This window comes from Kluyvera ascorbata ATCC 33433, assembly GCF_000735365.1.
GTDB lineage: Bacteria > Pseudomonadota > Gammaproteobacteria > Enterobacterales > Enterobacteriaceae > Kluyvera > Kluyvera ascorbata.
In genome coordinates, this window is record NZ_JMPL01000103.1 from 1 (window position 1) to 16,556 (window position 16,556).

15 protein-coding genes and 1 tRNA gene are annotated in these 16,556 nt (G+C 53.6%); 2 read left to right on the plus strand and 14 right to left on the minus strand.

The genetic code is table 11. The features are described from left to right. The 12 genes from GKAS_RS18590 to ilvL all read right to left on the minus strand — a co-directional run. Positions 1-1,035 (minus strand): dihydroxyacetone kinase subunit DhaK (locus tag GKAS_RS18590; RefSeq protein ID WP_156105161.1); only part of this gene is annotated, 1,035 nt, incomplete at its 3' end. Positions 1,036-1,080: 45 nt separating this feature from the next. Further along, entirely contained in the window at positions 1,081-1,743 is a 663-nt protein-coding gene (locus tag GKAS_RS18595; RefSeq protein ID WP_035896398.1) for a class II aldolase/adducin family protein, read from the minus strand. Between the two features lie 103 nt (positions 1,744-1,846). Then, positions 1,847-3,910 (minus strand): BglG family transcription antiterminator, encoded by a 2,064-nt coding sequence (locus tag GKAS_RS18600; protein WP_035896399.1) that lies wholly within the window; start codon positions 3,908-3,910, stop codon positions 1,847-1,849. A gap of 68 nt (positions 3,911-3,978) precedes the next feature. Then, complete coding sequence (locus GKAS_RS18605; protein WP_035896400.1) at positions 3,979-5,382, minus strand: PTS galactitol transporter subunit IIC; 1,404 nt, start codon at positions 5,380-5,382, stop codon at positions 3,979-3,981. 170 nt (positions 5,383-5,552) lie between these two features. Further along, a complete protein-coding gene (locus tag GKAS_RS18610; protein ID WP_035896401.1) occupies positions 5,553-5,831 on the minus strand; it encodes a PTS sugar transporter subunit IIB in 279 nt (92 codons plus the stop codon). Position 5,832: 1 nt separating this feature from the next. Further along, positions 5,833-6,348 (minus strand): PTS sugar transporter subunit IIA, encoded by a 516-nt coding sequence (locus GKAS_RS18615; RefSeq protein ID WP_035896402.1) that lies wholly within the window; start codon positions 6,346-6,348, stop codon positions 5,833-5,835. 246 nt (positions 6,349-6,594) lie between these two features. Next, positions 6,595-8,139, minus strand: coding sequence for a threonine ammonia-lyase, biosynthetic (gene ilvA / locus GKAS_RS18620; RefSeq protein ID WP_035896403.1), 1,545 nt, complete (start codon positions 8,137-8,139; stop codon positions 6,595-6,597). Between the two features lie 2 nt (positions 8,140-8,141). Further along, positions 8,142-9,992: a dihydroxy-acid dehydratase gene (gene ilvD, locus GKAS_RS18625; RefSeq protein ID WP_035896404.1), complete on the minus strand. Its 1,851-nt coding sequence runs from the start codon at positions 9,990-9,992 to the stop codon at positions 8,142-8,144. A gap of 65 nt (positions 9,993-10,057) precedes the next feature. Continuing rightward, positions 10,058-10,987, minus strand: coding sequence for a branched-chain-amino-acid transaminase (ilvE, locus tag GKAS_RS18630; protein WP_035896405.1), 930 nt, complete (start codon positions 10,985-10,987; stop codon positions 10,058-10,060). Positions 10,988-11,004: 17 nt separating this feature from the next. Next, on the minus strand, positions 11,005-11,271 hold the full coding sequence (ilvM, locus tag GKAS_RS18635; RefSeq protein WP_035896406.1) for an acetolactate synthase 2 small subunit: 267 nt from the start codon (positions 11,269-11,271) through the stop codon (positions 11,005-11,007). Further along, entirely contained in the window at positions 11,268-12,914 is a 1,647-nt protein-coding gene (gene ilvG, locus GKAS_RS18640; RefSeq protein WP_035896407.1) for an acetolactate synthase 2 catalytic subunit, read from the minus strand. Before ilvG ends, ilvM begins: the two co-directional genes overlap by 4 nt. Before the next feature lie 139 nt (positions 12,915-13,053). Beyond that, complete coding sequence (ilvL, locus tag GKAS_RS24145; RefSeq protein ID WP_001311244.1) at positions 13,054-13,152, minus strand: ilv operon leader peptide; 99 nt, start codon at positions 13,150-13,152, stop codon at positions 13,054-13,056. A 352-nt stretch (positions 13,153-13,504) separates the two neighbouring features. Here ilvL and GKAS_RS18645 point away from each other — a divergent pair, with 352 nt between their 5' ends. Continuing rightward, positions 13,505-15,025, plus strand: a complete 1,521-nt coding sequence (locus GKAS_RS18645) for a YifB family Mg chelatase-like AAA ATPase (protein ID WP_035896408.1) — start codon at positions 13,505-13,507, stop codon at positions 15,023-15,025. Between the two features lie 24 nt (positions 15,026-15,049). Here the strand turns inward: GKAS_RS18645 and GKAS_RS18650 are convergent, their stop codons facing one another. Further along, entirely contained in the window at positions 15,050-15,388 is a 339-nt protein-coding gene (locus GKAS_RS18650) for a MaoP family protein (protein ID WP_035896409.1), read from the minus strand. Between the two features lie 118 nt (positions 15,389-15,506). Between GKAS_RS18650 and hdfR the strand changes: the two genes are divergently transcribed. Then, a complete protein-coding gene (gene hdfR, locus GKAS_RS18655) occupies positions 15,507-16,325 on the plus strand; it encodes an HTH-type transcriptional regulator HdfR (protein WP_035896410.1) in 819 nt (272 codons plus the stop codon). Between the two features lie 101 nt (positions 16,326-16,426). Here the strand turns inward: hdfR and GKAS_RS18660 are convergent. Further along, a tRNA-Trp gene (locus GKAS_RS18660) sits at positions 16,427-16,502 on the minus strand. Between the last annotated feature and the right edge of the window lie 54 nt (positions 16,503-16,556).

Genomic DNA, 16,556 nt, shown 5'->3' on the forward strand with positions numbered 1-16,556 from the left:
CTGCTTAATGTCATAGCGCCTCCTTAGGCAGGAAACTGCCGGAACATCGGCGTGTCGGCCTGCGCGTTTCAGCAGCGTCTTAAGCTCATCGTCTACCGGCATCAGACTAATGGACATGCCGGTCATCTCCATCGCCGTGGCGAATTCCCCCACCCACACTCGGAAGACACGAATGCTGCTCTGCTCCAGAATCTGATGCACATGGCGATACATCAGGTACAGCTCTTCCAGCGGCGTTGCACCGAGCCCGTTTATCAGCACCGCCACTTCATCGCCCTGCTGGCAGGGAGAATCGGCAATCAGCCAGGACATCATCTCTTCGGCAATATTTTCAGCACTCAGCTGCGGTCCGCGGCGGATGCCGCTTTCACCATGAATGCCCATGCCAATTTCCATCTCATTGTCGCCAATATGAAAGCCTGGCTTGCCGATACGCGGCACGATGCACGGCGACAGCGCCACGCCTAGCGTCCGCACGCGATCCCCGGCCTTCTGCGCAATACGCTGAACGGTGTCGAGATCATCCATTCTGGCCGCCGATGCGCCAGCACATTTGTAGACGAGGAAAATCCCAGCCACGCCGCGCCGCGTGGTGGCATTACCGCTCGGCAAGGCACCAGCGGAATCATCGGCGGCAACGACCGTGCTGGTGCGGATATCGCTTTCCAGGTCGGCCATTTCCGCTGCCATGTCAAAATTGAAAATATCGCCGTTGTAGTTGCCGTACAGGTAGAGCACGCCCGCGCCGCTGTCTACCGCCTGCGTAACGGCCAGGATTTGCTCCGGCGACGGTGACTGGAACACATCGCCAATGGCGCAACCGTCCAGCATCCCTTTCCCAACGTAGCCAAGGAACAGCGGCAGATGCCCGGAACCGCCGCCGGTGACAATCCCCACCTTGCCGGGCACCGGACGCGCCGTGGCAAGGCAGTGTAGATCCCCCTTCACAAAGCGGAATTTATCGGGATGCGCCAGATAGATTCCTTCCAGCATCTCCGGGATAAAGTCCTCCGCCTGATTCAGAAATTTTTTCATGCGTTCTCTCCATGAATATCCCGCCCAAACAGGCGGGCACGTCAATTAGCGGGCAAATTTGATCTGTGACGGGTAGGCCCAGCGTTGTAGCTCCTCCGGGGAGAAAGATTCTGGCTCCTTACCACCGTTAATCACCAGCGCGTGGTAGTAAATCTGCGCCATCTCCTCCAGATAAGCGGATTTCAGCACGGCTTCATACGGGTCTTTATCCACGCCGATTGCGCCGTGTTTTTCCATCAGGATGGCATCAGCACGCTTGATAGGTTCGATCACGCTGTCGGAAAGCGCCGGTGTGCCGGGGCGGCCGTACGGTGCGACTGGGATCACCCCGTCTTTCAGGTTGAGAATCGCACACTCGTACACTACCGCCGGGATAGGCTTATTCAGCACAGCAAAAGAGGTCGCGTAGAGGGAGTGCGTGTGGGAAATCGCGAACACATCCGGGCGCGCTTTATAAATCTCGATATGCATCAGGCATTCGCTGGTTGGGCGCAATCCCGCTTCGCTTTCAATCACATTGGCTTCAACGTCCATCACCACAATGTCGCGCGGCGTTAAATGCATTTTGTCGATTGTAGTGGGGGTCACCAAAATAAGCCCTGTTTCTTTATCCCGTACGCTAGAATTACCTGCTTTATGTTTACACAGTCCCCATTGCTGAGCGGTTCTAGCCATTTCAACGACGTGTTTTTTCTGAATGTCTAACATAATATTTGTCCTGTATACGGTTATAGGGGCGAGCGATGTCACGACAATGATTGCCGGGAAATAACGTTGCAGTTTTTAAGCTGCAACGGCGTTTAATTAATGATTACGAATGTCGGGCGAAGTCTTTTATCAGTACATATTCATCCGGTGCACGGCGAATAACATTGCCGCCATCATAGAATTCGAGAAATTCATTTAATTGTGCGAGCGCCTTAAGATGTTTTTGTGGATTATTCGTCGCCAGGACTATAATAATATCGGCCTGCATATAACCGGCGACATCAATCTTAGAAGGCAGGCGCAATAGCGCCATCCCCGTCTCCAGCGCGCCATCATCAACGCCCGCGTGGGCAATAATCACACCCTCGGCCAGCATGATATAGGGCTGCTCATCGGCAATTTTATCCAGCATAATTTGCAGATAGCGCGGTTCAATCACCCCACTTTTCAGCAATGATGCTGAAGCCTGAGTAATGGCCTGCTGCCAGCTGCCGGGCAGCGACGTGATAAATTGAACGTGTTCGCGATGCAGTAGGTCCGTTAGTGACGGCGTTGGTGGTTCAATATTACCCACCACGTTCGCGGCGCTGCTCTCATCATAGATGTAGTTGGCAAGCGCGTGCTGTAGCCCTTTATGGTCAGTGATATTACCGAAGCGTTCGAAGATAAGCAGCAGTTGCTCTATCTGGATGATGTTCGGGTCTACGCCCTGTAGCGCGCCGATCACATGATTGCGGAACGCACTTTTGTGAATGCTGCTGATGGACGGATTCACCACGAACACCATCTTATTGGTGTTCAGGTGCGTGGTTGAGAAGACCACGTCGTAGTGTCCGGTATAACGCTCAAACTCACGCCGTGACATCACTTCGGTAAAGTGCAGCTCCGGAAAAAGGACCTGCAGCGTCAGAAACAAATAGGTGGAAATCGTCGCACTGTTTTCACACACCACCACCGCCGTTTTCTGTAGCTTAATCTGATGGATAACCCCTTCTCGGGTCAGCCAGCCGCCAAAGAGTACCGTTAAAAACGCCATCTCTTCGTCCGGAATTTCGCAGTGCAGCACCGTCTCGAACGGCACCGCCGCCCGGCGAACCATCTCGTGCAGGTGGCTGAACTCTTTCACCACCAGATCGTAAACGCTGCTGGTATTGGCCAGATGATAGCGAATACGGTAATAGGCTGGTTTCCAGTGCTGATAGATTTTTTCAATCAGCTCATTTTTCTCTTTGATGGTAACGCAGCTTATTTTCTCAAAATTGTCGACCACCGCCACCACGCTTTCAAGCAGCAGCGTATCAAGATGGAAATATTTATCGGCGACACTTTGAATATTCGAACTTTGGATCAGTGCCGTCAGGAAAACCAATTCATTCTCGCTATTGATATTGATTTTACTGATAACGCTCTGCATCAGCGTAAATTCTCTGCTGCCGATAATATCGGTATAGCTACTCGGAATATTAACCAGGATTTTCTCCGAATCAATACGATGCAGGACAAAACAGATAAAATAAATAAGCTCCTGAAGCTGGCGGTCGGTAAACTGAATTTTGAATCGCTTTTCAATTTCACTGAAAACGTTGCCAACCTTTTCCAGATAGTCACTCATCACATTGTTGTAGTGAGCGATAATATTTTTTGCGACCGGTATTTCCAGCACCCGACGCAGGCAGTGTAGCAACAGGTAGCGTTTTTCCAGCTCCTCACCCAGAATGTGGTAGCCGTTGCCCCGGTCGTAGCTTATCTCCAGCCCGTGCTCAATAACCTCGGTACGGACTTTTTTCAGGTCATTGATAATCGTGTTCTGGCTAACGCCCAATGAAGAAGAGAGATGTAACAATGACAGCCGTTCGTTGCGGGTCAGCAGCATAAAGATAATCATCTGCCCACGTTCTTCTTCTGAGTAGAGATAGCGATGCTCGGTTTCCGAGGTCTGATTCTGACGAAAATGCTCGATTACATGGCGTGGGATATTCAGCTTCCCGGTTTTCAGGCGGTTGATCCGGTCGAAGTGGTTCGACTCCAGGTAGTCATTCACCTTTTTCAACGTATAGCTCAACTGTTTGCGCGTCAGGCAAAACTGCGCTTCAAGCTTCGTCCCCGTGATACCGGGATCGTTCACAATGGCATCCAACACTGCAACCACGCGTTTATCCATAGCCATGCTAACTCTCCTGCAATGAAAAGCCTGGCGGCGGCACCTGCCGCCAGACGTGAACATGAAACCCAGCGTTACGCCTGCTGAACCTTCGCCTGCTGTTCGGCTTCCTGCTGCGCAAGATTGCTTTCACGACGCAGTTCGCGGGAGTAGAAGAAGTAGCCGCAGCCCCACCACAGCGCAAACACCAGCGGGATGAAGTTGCCTTCCAGGAATTTGAACAGGAAGGAGAAGGCATAGGTGAAGACTGGGGCATCAATCGAGCTGTTCGAAATCAGCTGTCCCGTCGGGATGGTGATAGCTTTAGTGGCCAAACCAAGGTCGGTAATCATTGGCGCGAACTGTGTGCCGACAAACAGGAAGAACGGCACGCCAATAATGCTCAGGATAACCATACGCAGCGTATTACCGCGCGTTACCAGATAGGCCGGAACAATCAGCGCAATATTGATGATGCCAGCAAACGGCAGGATCTTATTTCCTGGGAGAATCAGCGCCCACAGCAGGGTGAACGGGATGGCGACGATAATAGCAAACCAGATTTCGCTCGCGCCGCCCATAAACGGCCAGTCAATACCTACGAACAGCCTACGCCCGGAGAATTTCTTGTTCATATAGTCGCTGATCGCTTCAGAGATTGGCGATAGCGCTTGCATAAAGAGCTTGGAAATCATCGGGAACAGCACCAGCGCCGTCGAGGCCTGCACGCCCAGCATCAACGTTTTCGCAACGCTGTAGCCCGCGATGACCCCAAACAGGATCCCCAGGATAAAGCCAATAATGTGGTTTTCAGCAAAAACCCCGACTTTGGCACGCAGCGCGCTCGCATCCATCGGTTTATTACAGACCGGGATTTTGCGCAGCAGTAGATCGAACGGGTAATAGATGGCACCAAAGAAGACCATACGGTGCGTACAGGTCACTCCCGGGATCCCTGTAAGCTTCTCGATACGATGCTGGTGAATATCTCCCGCGTTCAGTTCCATAATGATCTGGAAAGCAGCAACGATGAACGCCAGTACCAGACTCCAGACCGGGCCAAACAATGGGGTGGTGACGCTCACCACGATAAACGCGGTAAAGATTTTCCCCCACACGTTCCAGAGGTCGGCGTTGAAGGTATTGGTCTTGTTCAGCATCAACATCACAATGTTGACGCCAACCTGAAGCGGGAACATGGCGAACGCGTAGGGCCAGGCCCACGAGATATTGGCCATCGTCGTCCAGCCGCCATCGACGATGCTTAACTCAAGGCCGGTACGGTTCATCATGGTCTGTGCGGCAACGCCAATGGCATCGACCATAAAGCCAATCAGCATGCTCATCCCAACGAAGGCGACGCCAAGCGTGATGGCTGCCGAGGCTGCATCGCGGAATTTCATCCGCACCACCAGCCCGGCTAATAACATAATAAAGGGCACAAAAACCGGCGCACCTAAATTCAGAATATAATTTATAACTACACCAAGAAAGTCCATAGCACTTCTCCACTAAAATAATTAGATACTCTATGGCTTTCGAGTTGCGGGAAGGCGGCAAGTGAGAGAATCCCGATTAGCTTACTTTAGTAAGTGATTCGGGTGAAAGAACGCAGCCAACGCACCTGCAGCTTGAAAGACGACGAGTATACGGATTAAAGAGCTACATCTTATTTACAGGCATCAATGACCTTTTGTAATTCTTGTTCCATGCCCATACCAGTCAGAAAGGCAATCCCGTTAATTACCGGGATAGGATATTGCTTATCAACTTTGGTAATGGCGATATAAGCCGCACTATCTTTTATATGACTATCAAGCGATTTCAGATCGATGACTTCAACTTTGATATGCGACTGCTGGCGTTCATTCAATAAACGGGTCACTTTACTGGCAACCGTTTGTGAGGTAGCAACGCCGCTTCCACATGCAACAATGACTTTTTTCATCTTATAAATCCTTATCTAATTGCAGTCTTGATGTGAGGGTACAGAGAAAGGTTTCTACATCGTCTATTTCGCGTAAGGTCTGGACAACCTCTTCATCCGCAAGGCAGTCCATGAGCTTTTGCAGCGCCGTCAAGTGGCTACTGTGGTCAACAAAACCAAGTAAAACAATAAAATGAACGTAAAGCGTGTTGTCATCATTGCCCATTTCCTGCCAGGCAATGGGCGTAGACAGCCGCGTTACGGAGATAAAGGGGCGAATAATGTGCTGAGGGTCGGTATGAGGAAGCGCGATAGCCACCGGCAGCGTCGGCAGTGCGGTAGGATACGCCTTTTCACGGGCGATGATGGCATCAAGAAAAGAGTCCTGGACGTAACCTTGCTTTTTCAGCAGCAAAAATATCGAAGAAAAAAAATCAGTGGAATTATTATAATGTTTATCCAGAAATGTGAGCTGAGGCGTAAAATATTCACATCCTTGCGCACTTTCATGCGGGGCATCAATTATATCCGTTCTCATCCGAATATCCTCTCTAACCGCTAAGAATTAACTAGAGACAATGTTAATTCAGGAGCAGCAAGTGGGCGACAAATATCGCCCCCAAAAGATGTGCGCAGGCTGGCGCAACGCGGTGAGCGTTTTATTATGAATTACGTCACATTTTTATCGTTGAAATTCGTTGGCAACGAAATAATTCGGTGGGTTATGGCAAATAAAAGGAGATTGGGAGATAACCCGGATAGGTTATCTCCCGCTAAGCGGCGCTTAACCCGCCAGGAAGAAGCGGAACGCCGGGTTATTTGTCTCGTCGTGGCAATCGTAGCCCAGCTCATTGAGCCGCGTTTCAAAATCGGGCTCATGTTCGCCCAGCTCAAACGCCGCCAGTACGCGACCATAGTCCGTGCCGTGGCTGCGATAGTGGAACAGAGAGATATTCCAGTGCGTGCCTAAGGTATGCAGGAATTTCAGCAACGCGCCCGGGGATTCCGGGAACTCGAAGCTGTACAGACGTTCCTGTAACGGCTTAGACGGACGACCGCCGACCATATAGCGCACATGCAGCTTCGCCATTTCATCGTCGGAGAGATCGACCACGCTGTAGCCGCCCTCGTTGAGCAGCTGCAAAATCTCTTTGCGCTCTTCCAGACCCCGGCTCAGACGGACACCGACAAAAATGCAGGCATTTTTCGCGTCGGCAAAACGGTAGTTGAACTCAGTGACCGAGCGCCCGCCCAGCAGTTGGCAGAACTTCAGGAAGCTGCCCTTCTCTTCTGGAATGGTGACCGCCAGCAGCGCTTCACGCTGTTCCCCCAGCTCGCAGCGTTCGGAGACGTAGCGCAGGCCGTGGAAGTTAACGTTCGCGCCGGACAGCACGTGCGCCAGACGCTCACCGCGAATGTTGTGCTGGGCGATGTATTTTTTCATGCCCGCCAGCGCCAGCGCCCCGGAAGGCTCCGCCACCGCGCGCACATCTTCGAACAGGTCTTTCATCGCCGCGCAGATAGCGTCGCTATCCACGGTGACGATATCGTCGAGATACTCCTGGCACAGACGGAAAGTTTCATCACCGATGCGCTTCACCGCCACGCCTTCAGCAAAGAGGCCCACGCGCGGCAGGTCGACCGGATGACCGGCATCCAGCGCCGCTTTCAGGCAGGCTGAATCTTCTGCTTCCACCGCAATCACTTTGATTTGCGGCATTAGCTGTTTAATCAGCACCGCCACGCCCGCCGCCAGACCGCCGCCGCCGACCGGCACAAACACACGGTCGAGGTGAGCATCTTGCTGTAGTAATTCGAGCGCCAGAGTGCCCTGCCCGGCAATCACCATCGGGTGATCGAACGGCGGAACCCAGGTAAATCCCTGCTGCTGTGCCAGTTCAATGGCTTTAGCTTTGGCTTCATCAAAGTTCGCGCCGTGCAGCAGCACTTCGCCGCCAAAACCGCGTACCGCATCCACTTTGATGTCGGCAGTCGCTACCGGCATGACGATAAGCGATTTCAGGCCAAGACGAGCGGAGGAGAACGCCACGCCCTGCGCATGGTTGCCTGCGGAAGCGGTGATCACGCCGTGCGATTTCTGCTCGGGCGTCAGGCCCGCCATCATCGCGTAAGCCCCGCGCAGCTTGAAGCTGTGCACCGGTTGGCGGTCTTCGCGTTTAACCAGAATCACGTTATCAAGGCGCGAAGAGATCTTTTCCATTTTCTGCAGCGGCGTCACCTGAACCGCTTCGTAGACCGGTGCGCGAAGCACCGCTCTGAGATACTCGGCCCCCTCAGGGGAGCCGGATAGGGGTTGTGAATCTGCCATGATTAGCCACCCAGTTTCGATTTATCGCGCACGGCGCCTTTGTCGGCGCTGGTTGCCAGGCTGGCATAGGCGCGAAGGGCAAAGGAGACCTGACGTTCACGGTTTTTCGGGGTCCACGCCTGTTCGCCGCGGGCTTCCTGCGCTTCACGACGCGCAGCAATTTCTGCATCGCTCAGTTGCAGCTGAATACCGCGGTTCGGAATGTCGATGGCAATCATGTCGCCATCTTCAATGATTGCGATATTACCGCCACTTGCTGCTTCCGGAGAAACGTGGCCGATAGAGAGGCCAGACGTACCACCAGAGAAGCGGCCGTCGGTAATCAAGGCGCAGGCTTTACCAAGACCCATTGATTTCAGGAAGGTGGTTGGGTAGAGCATTTCCTGCATGCCCGGACCGCCTTTCGGCCCTTCGTAGCGAATCACCACCACGTCACCTGCCACCACTTTTCCGCCGAGGATAGCTTCTACCGCATCATCCTGGCTTTCGTACACTTTGGCCGGACCGGTGAATTTGAGGATGCTGTCATCAACGCCTGCCGTTTTCACGATGCAGCCGTTTTCCGCGAAGTTACCGTACAGCACGGCCAGACCACCGTCTTTGCTGTAGGCGTGTTCCAGAGAACGGATACAGCCTTCGGCACGGTCGTCATCCAGCGTGTCCCAGCGGCAATCCTGCGAGAACGCTTGAGTGGTACGGATACCGGCTGGGCCTGCGCGGAACATTTTTTTGACCGCGTCGTCCTGGGTAACGGTGATGTCGTACTGTTCCAGCGTCTGTGGCAGTGAAAGACCGAGAACGTTTTTCACATTGCGGTTCAGCAGGCCTGCGCGGTCCAGCTCGCCGAGGATCCCCAGCACGCCGCCGGCGCGGTGTACATCTTCCATATGGTATTTCTGGGTACTTGGCGCCACTTTACACAGCTGCGGCACCTTGCGGGACAGCTTGTCGATATCGCTCATGGTGAAGTCGATTTCGGCTTCCTGCGCCGCTGCCAGCAGGTGCAAAACGGTGTTGGTGGAACCGCCCATGGCGATATCCAGCGTCATGGCGTTCTCGAACGCCTCTTTACACGCGATGTTGCGCGGCAGCGCGGAGGCATCATCCTGTTCGTAATAGCGTTTGGTCAGCTCAACGATGCGCTGGCCTGCGGTGAGGAACAGTTCTTTACGGTCAGCGTGGGTGGCCAGCAGCGAGCCGTTGCCCGGCTGCGACAGACCCAGCGCTTCGGTCAGGCAGTTCATCGAGTTGGCGGTGAACATACCGGAACAAGAGCCGCAGGTTGGACAAGCGGAGCGTTCTACCTGCTCGCTCTGCGAGTCAGAAACTTTCGGGTCTGCGCCCTGAATCATCGCATCGACCAGGTCGAGCTTGATGATTTTGTCAGAGAGCTTGGTTTTCCCGGCTTCCATCGGGCCGCCGGAAACGAAGATAACCGGAATGTTCAGGCGCAAAGAAGCCATCAACATCCCCGGGGTGATTTTGTCGCAGTTGGAGATACAAACCATCGCATCGGCGCAGTGCGCGTTAACCATGTACTCCACGGAGTCGGCAATCAGCTCGCGGGACGGCAGTGAATAAAGCATGCCCCCGTGCCCCATGGCGATACCATCATCCACCGCAATGGTGTTGAATTCTTTGGCAACGCCGCCGGAGGCTTCGATCTGCTCTGCAACCAGTTTACCGAGGTCGCGCAGGTGAACGTGGCCCGGCACGAACTGGGTAAACGAGTTTACGACAGCAATAATCGGTTTACCGAAGTCATCATCGGTCATCCCGGTGGCGCGCCACAGTGCGCGGGCGCCCGCCATATTGCGGCCATGAGTGGTGGTGGCGGAACGGTATTTAGGCATGCTTTAGTACTCCCAGTCTTTATCTTGTTAAATGGGGTGCTGCGTGACACCCCATCTTTTTATACTTATGGATTAACCTGATCCAACCAGCCCCATTTATCTTCGGTTTCACCGGTAAAGAGGCCAAAGAATGCTTGCTGAACGCGTTTGGTGACCGGGCCACAGCGGCCTTCACCTACCTGGATACCATCGACGCTACGTACCGGCGTGATTTCAGCGGCGGTACCGGACATGAAGACTTCATCCGCAAGGTACAAGGATTCGCGAGAAAGCACCTGCTCGCGCACTTCAATGCCGAGGTCTTTCGCCAGTTTGATGATAGCGTCACGGGTGATACCCGGCAGCGCGGACGAGGTGAACGGAGGGGTAAAGATCACTCCATCTTTCACTTCAAACAGGTTTTCGCCTGCCCCTTCAGACAGATAGCCATTCACATCCAGCGCAATCCCTTCCTGATAACCGTGGCGGCGCGCTTCGCTGCCAACCAACAGTGAAGAGAGGTAGTTACCGCCCGCTTTTGCCGCGGTTGGGATGGTGTTCGGTGCCGCACGGTTCCAGGAAGAGACCATGGCATCGATCCCCTGATCCAGCGCTTCTGCGCCAAGATAAGCCCCCCACGGGAACGCCGCGATGATCACGTCGGTGGTGTAACCGTCCGGCGGGTTAACGCCCATACCCACATCACCCACGAAGACCAGCGGACGGATATAGGCGCTGGTCAGGTTGTTTTTACGCAGCACTTCACGGCAGGCTTCCATCAGTTCGTCAACGCTCTGAGAAACCGGGAAGCGATAGATTTTGGCGGAGTCACGCAGGCGTTGCATGTGCTCACGGTGGCGGAAGACAACCGGGCCTTTGTGAGAATCGTAGCAGCGGATACCTTCAAACACGGAGGTGCCGTAGTGCAGCGCGTGGGACATAACGTGTACTTTCGCGTCTTCCCAACGTACCATCTCACCGTTGAACCAGATGTAATCCGCTTTTTTCGTCGTCATTTCTCTTCCTATTGCGCTCAGGCGCGAATCTGTTGTTGTGATGTGCTTGTACACTGCTGAACGGCAACCGAGGCCACGTCCACCAGTTTATTTAATTGACTAAACAGTAAGTCGACCGACCGTGGGCTGGCAACGGTCAATTCGATATTTATGTTCTGTGCATCGCTTGCCGTTTCCATATTCATCGCGCAAATCTGAAAGCCGCGATGGCGAACCACACGTAAGACGCGTTCTAAGGTTTCCGGGTTGAAGCGGGCCTGCACATTGACCTGATGTTGCATCATGATAATTTCTCCAGCATTTGTGAGTTGCTGGCGCCAGGCGGCACCAGAGGCCAGACATTCTCAAGTTCGTCGATTGAGACATGAAGCAGGTACGGGCCTTCGCTTGCGAGCATGGTGTCGAGCGCCGCTTCTACCTGGTCTTTACGGGTGATATGTTGGCCAGGGATGCCGAAGGCGCTGGCCAGCGTGAGGAAATCGGGGTTATCGGTCAGGGTGGTTTCGCTATAACGTTCCTGGAAGAACAGCTGCTGCCATTGTCGAACCATCCCTAACCGCTGGTTGTCGAGCAATACGATCTTCAGCGGTAACTGCTTGCGTTTTACGGTGCCCAGCTCCTGTACGTTCATCATGAAAGAGCCGTCACCGGAGATACAGATAACCGTATCGTTCGGGCGCGCTACCTGTGCACCCACGGCAGCTGGCAGACCGAAGCCCATGGTGCCTAAACCGCTTGAGGTGATGAAGTTCTCCGGACGGGTGTAGGTCATGTGCTGAGCGGACCACATCTGGTGCTGGCCAACGTCAGTCGTCACCACACTTTCCGCCGGTTTACGATCGGAGAGCTGTTTCAGCAGCAGCGGCGCGTAGATAGCCTCGCCCGGATGGTCGTAACGCCATTCATGCTCGGCGCGCATCGCCGCATTATGTTCGCACCAGGCACCGATCGTCAGCGGCTGCTGCAGCGCGGGCAGCAGTGCATTCAGGTCACCCTGCAGGGCAACATGCACCTGGCGCAATTTGTTCATTTCTGCCGGGTCGATATCCATATGAATAACTTTGGCGTGCGGCGCGAAGGTGTTCAGCTTGCCGGTCACGCGGTCATCAAAGCGCGCGCCAACGGCGATCAGCAGGTCACACTCTTGTACTGCCAGGTTGGCCGCTTTGGTACCGTGCATACCCAGCATGCCGAGGTAGTACGGATAATCCGCAGGCACGGCACCCAGACCTTTCAGCGTGCAGGTTGCCGGCATTTGCGTGACCGCCATAAACTCGCGCAGCGCCGGAACCGCCTGCGCCATTCCCACGCCGCCACCGACGTACAGCATCGGTTTCTGCGCTTCAGCTAGCATCTGCTGCGCCAATGCCATTTCGCTGTGCGGGAAGGTGTCGTCGCTTTCAACGGTGGAGAAGTACGGGTCCAAATCGCCTTGTGCAATCTGAATATCTTTAGGGATATCAACCAAAACCGGGCCAGGACGGCCTGAGTTTGCCACCTCAAAGGCTTCTGCAATCACACGCGGGAGCTCTTCCAGAGATTGCACCAGGAAGCTGTGTTTGGTGCAGGCCAGCGACAAACCGAGAACGTCCACTTCCTGGAAGGCATCGGTACCGATAAACGGCACGGCAACCTGGCCAGTGATGGCAACAACGGGAACAGAATCGAGCAGCGCGTCCGCGAGGCCGGTGATCAGGTTAGTCGCCCCTGGACCAGAAGTGGCGATACAGACGCCGGTTTTGCCGGTAGAGCGGGCATAACCAATGGCCGCCATCGCCGCGCCCTGCTCGTGTCGACACAGCAGGTGCTCTACGCCGCCGTCATACAGCGCGTCGTAAACTGGCATAATGGCACCACCTGGATACCCAAATACCGTTTCGACTCCCTGCGCTCGCAACGCATGTACCACCCACTGTGCGCCATTCATAGTTAGTTCCCCGCCTTAGATCGTAAGAAACAGAATTTTGTGCTACTCGTCATTCTCTGCTCCTCGTTATTGTTTTTTAGTCATAAAAAAACCCCCGGACCTTTCGGTGCGGGGGTCTTAGTTCGTTAAGGCTTGATTTCTAAGCCTTTCCTCGTCCAAGTGCAGCCCCGCACGGTGGGATAATAATCACCACCACGCTAATCACGACCAGGCTAATCACTCGTAGAAGGGCTGTCATTTTTGTCTATTCTTGCATCTTGTTCGAAGGAATACCTACAGAGTTACCACAGACATCACAAAATGCACAAGTTTTTTTTATGATGCCATTGATTACCACGCTAAGAATCTTTAGAAAAAGATTTGTTTTATATAGAAAAATTATGAAATGAAAATATTTCACCATTTGGCGTTCATCGCGCACAAAAGCGGGAGTGGCTGGACGGCAGCATAAAAAATGCGGGCATGCTTCTGTGAAAAATGAAAATGCATGAACAGTAGCGAAAAAACCGGAATAAGCCGCGTAAATTCAAGAAGTGACAGATTAATACGACAACGCGCCGATGCATAATTCCCTTTATCAGGGAGGAATTATGTCACTATCCGTCGTCTATACGCGCGCAGCGCTCGGCGTGAATGCGCCGCTCATTACCATTGAAGTGCATATCAGCCAGGGGCTGCCGGGACTAGTGATGGTGGGTCTGCCGGAAACGACCGTCAAGGAGTCCCGGGATCGGGTTCGCAGCGCAATCATCAACAGCGGTTATACCTTTCCGGCGAAAAAAATCACCATCAACCTGGCTCCCGCCGACCTGCCGAAAGAAGGCGGTCGATATGATTTACCTATCGCTATTGCGCTCCTGGCGGCTTCTGAGCAGCTTAGCACCCAGAAACTGGGTCAATATGAGTTCGTGGGGGAATTAGCGCTTACAGGCGCATTACGCGGCATTCCTGGAGCCATCTCTGCGGCAATGGAGGCCATCAACGCCGGGCGGCAGATAGTACTTGCTGAAGACGATGCCCCGTTGGTTGGGCTGCTAGGCGGCAACGATTGTCTTATCGCCAGCCATCTTCTGGAAGTGTGTGCGTTTCTGGAAGGAAAGCAGGAATTGCGCCTCCCACCTGCGGAGACACCTGTAATTACCGAGGCGGCTGACGACCTGAGCGAAGTTATCGGGCAGCAGCAGGGGAAGCGCGCGTTAGAGGTGACGGCGGCGGGCGGGCATAATTTATTGCTGATAGGCCCACCGGGCACCGGCAAAACCATGCTCGCCTCCAGGCTCAGAGGACTACTACCGCCGCTCAACGATCGCGAGGCGCTGGAAAGCGCCGCTATCATCAGTCTGGAAAATAGTCGCCGCGTGCAGGCCGAGTGGCGCTGCCGCCCTTTTCGCGCACCGCACCATAGCGCCTCGTTAACGGCAATGGTGGGCGGAGGGTCAATACCTGCCCCTGGAGAGGTCTCTCTGGCCCATAACGGCATTCTATTTCTGGATGAACTGCCGGAGTTTGAACGTCGGGTGCTGGATGCGTTAAGAGAGCCTATCGAGTCGGGTAAGATCCATATTTCACGGACGCGCGCCAAAATCACCTACCCTGCTCGCTTCCAGCTGATTGCTGCCATGAATCCCAGCCCGACCGGACACTATGAGGGAAAGCACAATCGCTGCACGCCAGAACAGACGCTGCGCTATCTCAATCGTCTGTCGGGGCCTTTCCTCGACCGTTTCGATTTATCGCTCGAGATACCCATGCCTCCGCCAGGATTGCTAAGCCAACCCGTTCGTCTCGAAGAGAGTAGTCGGGAGGTACAGCGTCGCGTGATTGCTGCCCATCAGCGTCAGTTTACTCGGCAGGGGAAGCTTAATGCCCATCTCGGTAGCGGTGAGGCAAGGCTGCATTGCGCCCTTTGCGATGAGGATTCACGGTGGTTGGAACAGACGCTCACGCAACTGGGGCTTTCGATACGTGCCTGGCAGCGGCTACTTAAGGTTGCACGCACGTTGGCCGATATGGAGGGCGTTGACGCCATCGAGCGTCGACATTTGCAGGAAGCGTTAAGCTACCGTGGGATTGATCGCATGCTTAGCCACCTGCAAACCTTACTGCAATAAAAAAGGGGCCGGAGCCCCTTTTTCTTAATCGTCGCTTTCAGTGTAGTCGTCAGCGCCTTCCATCTGCGGTTTACCACCGGACAGCGTATGGAAACGCTTAGGACGCTTAATGCGAGTCACATACTTGTGCCATACGCGTTCAGCTTCTGAAGCCGGTTCACGCTCACCGCGGCATACCGCGACGAACTGGTGTTCCTCATCGGTTGCAGGCTCACGCTTGCCAAGATCGAGTTCGTTAAAGGCAAAGCCATAACGTTCCAGCAGCTGCGCCTCTTTGATGGTGAAGTCACCATGACGAGAGAACCCGCGCGGATAATTTTTATTATCGAAAAAACGATTAGTCGTCGTAAAGCTTTCCGCCATCCTACACGCTCCTAATTCTTTGGCCGAGCTATTTATGGCGCGGAGTATTAGATACGCTTGACAGAGTGTAAAACAAAAGATTTAAATCATTACGACAAAAAATTTTGCGGAGAAAGCTGTGGATACCGAATTGCTGAAAACTTTCCTCGAAGTGAGCAGAACTCGCCACTTCGGGCGAGCCGCAGAAGCGCTCTATCTGACACAATCTGCGGTGAGCTTTCGTATTCGTCAGTTAGAAAATCAGCTTGGTGTTAATTTATTTACCCGTCACCGCAATAACATACGGCTGACGGCAGCGGGAGAAAAGCTGCTCCCTTACGCAGAGACGTTAATGAGTACATGGCAGGCAGCTCGTAAGGAGGTTGCCAGCACCTCACGGCACAACGAATTTTCGATTGGGGCCAGCGCTTCACTGTGGGAGTGTATGCTCAATGAGTGGCTAGGAAGGCTCTACCAGGCGGATGATGCCCTGCAGTTTGAAGCACGAATTGCGCAACGACAGTCTCTGGTGAAACAGTTGCATGAGCGCCAGCTCGATCTACTGATCACCACAGAAACACCAAAGATGGATGAATTCAGCAGCCAGCTGCTGGGACATTTTACTCTGGAGCTGTTTTGCGCGTCACCGGCCACCATCAAAGCCGATCTCAACTATCTCCGTCTCGAGTGGGGCGCGGATTTTCAGCAGCATGAAACCGGGCTTATCGCCAGCGATGATATTCCGTTATTAACCACCAGTTCGGCGAGCCTGGCCTATCGACAGCTGCTGCCGTTAAAGGGTTGTACCTGGTTGCCAACATCGTGGGCGCAGGAACAAAATGGCCTATATCCGGTTGCTGATGGATCATCAATTTCACGGCCTTTATACGCGATCTGGCTGCAAAATAGCGACAAACAGGCGCAAATTCGCGACATATTGAAAAACAACGTTTTTTGATAACCAAGGGAAATGAGTGGCCCGGAGTGAATAGCGATGGGCCTTTAAGAAAGGCAAATTTTGGGCAAAAAAAATCCTTTGCCTAAGCAAAGGATTATATATGGCAGGGGCGGAGAGACTCGAACTCGCGACACCCGGTTTTGGAGACCGGTGCTCTACCAACTGAGCTACGCCCCTAAAGACTTCTTAATTTTTCTTATCATTAAGCCTGCTAATGTAGCAGGCTTAATT